3 protein-coding genes are annotated in these 4,059 nt (G+C 40.9%); 2 read left to right on the top strand and 1 reads right to left on the bottom strand.

Translation table 11 applies throughout. The annotated features are described in order from the left end of the window. Positions 1-131: 131 nt before the first annotated feature. Entirely contained in the window at positions 132-1,076 is a 945-nt protein-coding gene (locus NJ959_RS26605) for a lysylphosphatidylglycerol synthase domain-containing protein (protein ID WP_254014775.1), read from the bottom strand. A 548-nt stretch (positions 1,077-1,624) separates the two neighbouring features. Between NJ959_RS26605 and NJ959_RS26600 the strand changes: the two genes are divergently transcribed. Both NJ959_RS26600 and NJ959_RS26595 read left to right on the top strand, forming a co-directional pair. After that, complete coding sequence (locus NJ959_RS26600) at positions 1,625-2,695, top strand: AI-2E family transporter (protein WP_254014774.1); 1,071 nt, start codon at positions 1,625-1,627, stop codon at positions 2,693-2,695. A gap of 148 nt (positions 2,696-2,843) precedes the next feature. Next, entirely contained in the window at positions 2,844-3,290 is a 447-nt protein-coding gene (locus NJ959_RS26595; RefSeq protein WP_254014773.1) for a QcrA and Rieske domain-containing protein, read from the top strand. Positions 3,291-4,059 lie beyond the last annotated feature (769 nt).

The raw sequence follows: 4,059 nt of genomic DNA, 5'->3' as shown, positions 1-4,059 counted from the left end.
ACTCGTCTTTCATCCCACGCCAACCCGAAGCGGGTATGGACGTGGGGATTCCCGCTTGTCTAGCTAAAATGGTATTTTTGACACTCCCCGGTCTAAAGACACGGGGTTGAAAGCGACTCACCTTATAATTCCTAGTTTTTTGATTTATAGCGCGATCGCCCTTTTAGTTCGTATATCCCCAGTAACCCAGTTGCCAGAAATAGTGGTAGGAAGTAGTAAACGCATCGGTAGGCAAGTAAAGAGCCAAAAACGGCTGGTCCGGGAATATAAGGTGAGAGGAAAAATAGTACGATGGTTTCAAATACTCCCAAACCTCCGGGTACATTACTAATCACACCAGCCCCCATGCCTAATAAGTAGATACTCAAAAATGTGGGATAAGATAAGGCAGCGGTTGGCGGGAGAAGGCTGTAGATGACGCTGGCAGCTAAAGCCCATTCCACACAAGACACCAGAATCAGGAAAAATGCTAGCCTGAAAGACGGAAAGCGAAATTCGCGATCGCGGAATTTTAAAGGTTTCCGGATCAGAATACTACTCAACAAGTACGCGACAGTCAAGATTAGGAAAATAAAACCGAGGGGACGTACTGAAAGCCACGGTAAATTGAGTAAGGGGGGAATTGGTAAGGGTGCAACCAGAAACATTACCCCACCGAGAGCAAAAAGTCCCAGACAGAAACTTAAATTCACGAAAGCAATCACAACTGCGATCGCAATTGTCGGTACTCCCCAAACCGAGTAAAATCGATAATGGATAGCGCTGCTAGTCAGGAAAGCCAAGCCAATCGAATTGCTGAAGGCATTACTAATAAAATTGGCAAATATAATCTTTGGCAAGGAGAGGCGATGATTGACATAGTTCAACGCCAGGAGATCGTAGCCACTCAGAGCTAGATAGCCTAATCCAGTCAACCCAATCGCTGAAAGTAATTGAATCTTTGGTATTGACCTGAAACTGTTTAGTATATCCTGATAGCTATATTGTCGCAGTTCGTGGGCGATCGCAAAGAGTGAGAAACCGAGAAGCAGGAAGCCAAATAATGAACTGAATTTATGAATGAGCTTTTTGTCCATATATGGAGAAGGAAGTGGAAGAGGGGATATAAGGATGGGGAGTGGGGACAAAAGAATCTCAATATACCATGAATAATTTTTAGGTTCTACTGTTACTAATTTAATGGCTAATTATTAATTTAATTTCCTCCGATCAGGGATTGGCGTGGGATGAGAAGGGCTAAAATAAAATGCTTTATCCTTCCCGTGCGAGTTTTAGCTATACGAAGGACGATTTTCTATATTGTTCCACATGTTCCACAATCTGCGCGTAGAGCCAGTAACCAGCCTCTGCTAAAATCGTGACTATCCCCATATTAGACATCATAACCGTGGGGGCTGCGATCGCAAACAGGAGCAGCTTTCGCTAATTCCGCACCAGCGTTTAGTCTCGATCTGTCTGTCTCCTGCCATTATCGAGCTTAATCCCACCACTCCCTCACATCCCTGTGAGGTAAAAGAATGAAAATCATCACAGAGGTTGAATCTGGTGAGACGCAATTGATCTTTTGGCTTTATCCTTAATAAATATCTAGCACAAATTATACCTACTCACCCCTTTTCATCTGATGAAATTAACAAATAAACTGCCCCGTTGGTTATCAATTGGATTCATCTACCCAGTACTCTTTTTGAATGGGTGGCTATTCGTCCTAGCGTTTGAGTATTTTAAATCGCCAATCACTATTTTTATCACAGCTAACTTACTTGCATTTGTTTTAGACTATCCTGTTAATTTTTTAAAGCGGTGCGGTATGAGGCGTAATTTCGCTATTTTATTGGTTTTTTTGATAACTTTTTTACTATTAACGGTTTTAGCAATTATAATCGTGCCCATCTTAATCAAACAATTAACAGATCTAGCGGAGTACTTACCAAGTTGGATTGAATCAGGCAGACAACAACTAACTCACCTTAGTGAATGGGCAATTGCTTGGAAATTACCGATTAATATCAGTGGTTTAGCGACTCAGATTGCGGATCGTCTTTCTCAACAATTGCAAACTCTTGTCGGTGAGGTTGTCCATTGGGTAGTAGGTACGGTTGGTAGTGTATTGAATGTCGTACTAACTTTAGTGTTAACCTTCTATCTAGTCCTCCATTCTGAGAAAGTATGGGACGGAATTTTTCAGTGGATACCCTCTAGCTATTCTAATAGATTGCGAGAAGCCCTGCGGCAAAACTTTCATAACTATTTTGTCGGACAAGCGACGATAGCATCACTGATGGGAATATTGATGACAGTGGCATTTTTAATCTTACAAGTTCCTTTTGGTTTATTGTTTGGCTTGGGAGTGGGAATTATGGCGTTAGTTCCCTTTGGCTGCGCTTTGAGTATTGCGATAGTTAGTTTTCTGACTGGACTAAAAAGTATCTGGCTTGGGGTGAGAGTCCTAATTGTTGCTACTATTATTGAGCAGGTGATTGAAAATGGATTTGCTCCCCGCCTTTTAGGGGGATTTACTGGACTAAATCCCGTCTGGGTGCTATTTTCATTAATAGTGGGAGCGCATTTGGCAGGATTACTGGGCTTGGTGGTAGCTGTCCCCTTGGCTAGCTGCTTTAAAAGTCTTGTTTCAATTTTACTTGAAAAACGGAATGGAACAGCGGATATGAGAATGGAGAATGGAGAGTTTTGAGTTTTGAGTTTTAAGTTTTGAGTTTTCAGTTGATGTTATAATTAACATGGGGGCTTCATACTAACAATCAACAACGAACAACCAATAACCAACAACGAACAACCAATAACCAACAACAAATAACCAATAACTAACAACCAACAATATTATGGATCGTCGAGAATTTTTAACCTGGATGGGTGTGGGTGGAATGGCTAGTTACTTACCAGTAGCACTTATTGCTTGTTCCCCCAAAACTACTAAATCAGAATCTCCTACTCCTTCTGTTAGTGCAGATGGGTTTCAGCCTGTTGGGAAAGTAGCTGATTTAGATAAAAATGGTCAAATCCTCAATAAGGAATTTCCTGGGGGAGCCGTGTTAGTTGTCCGGAATCCCGATGGAAATAATGCGATCGCGGCTGTTAATCCTACTTGCTCTCACGCAGGTTGCTTTGTCGCATGGAAAGCTGACCAAAAACAGTTTGTTTGTCCCTGCCACGATTCTAAATTTACCATTGATGGCAAAGTTGTTCAAGGTCCAGCCAAAAAACCCTTACCAACCTATGAAGCTAAGTTGGCAGGAGATTCGATTGTGGTGAAAGGAAGTAAGATTTGAACTAGTTAATCGCAGCAAAGTTATCCCGGTTAACTATAGACAGTAATGGCTGAGAATGTTCTTGATAAGACATCTCCATAAAAGATTCTCTTTCGAGAGGCGAGACACCTGCCCTATGTGAATTATTGGCGATGTCTTATTTAAAATATCTAGAAAAAGAATGAGCAAGACTCCCTGGCATGAAATACGGATTAATATTTTGGATGTTTGGGATTTTTTCAATAGTTTTTAGTTTTAAACTTCAGCTCCTTATTATTAGAGGCAAAACTTATATTTGTATTCCTACATTAGATACATTAGAAAAATGTCGCTATCTGGATAATTTTGTTCAGGCTATAGCGATCCTAAATTAGTTGTAACAAGTGAGTGGATTGAAACCCAGGCATAGCAAGAATCGCGTTTCGGAAAATTGCCACAACCGATTTAGGATTGCTATAGTTGGTACTAAACACGAAATATTTGTGAATATGTTGGAGGATTTTATGATAAATTCTAATTCCGATTGGCATAAAGGTTAAGTGATTGGTGGTATGGTATCTAAAAGCATAACTTACTTCAATAATCATGGCAAAAGGGAGCATCCCGATTTGGAAGAAATGCAGGATTCTTGCTCCCCCCTTTGATAAGGCAGGGCTGTTTCATTCTCAAATTTTACGACAGATTGAAATCTGTCGCTACACAGACAAAACCTGCCTTCGCAGGTTAGCAAGTCAAGCATTAGCTGATTAACAAATAAGTTGAACCGCCGAAGGGCGGTAAAGCCTGTGTA

Origin of the sequence: Limnofasciculus baicalensis BBK-W-15, from assembly GCF_024178385.1 — a bacterium.
GTDB lineage: Bacteria > Cyanobacteriota > Cyanobacteriia > Cyanobacteriales > Coleofasciculaceae > Limnofasciculus > Limnofasciculus baicalensis.
The sequence above is the reverse complement of the archived record's forward strand: the minus strand, read 5'-3'. Positions and strand labels throughout refer to the sequence as shown.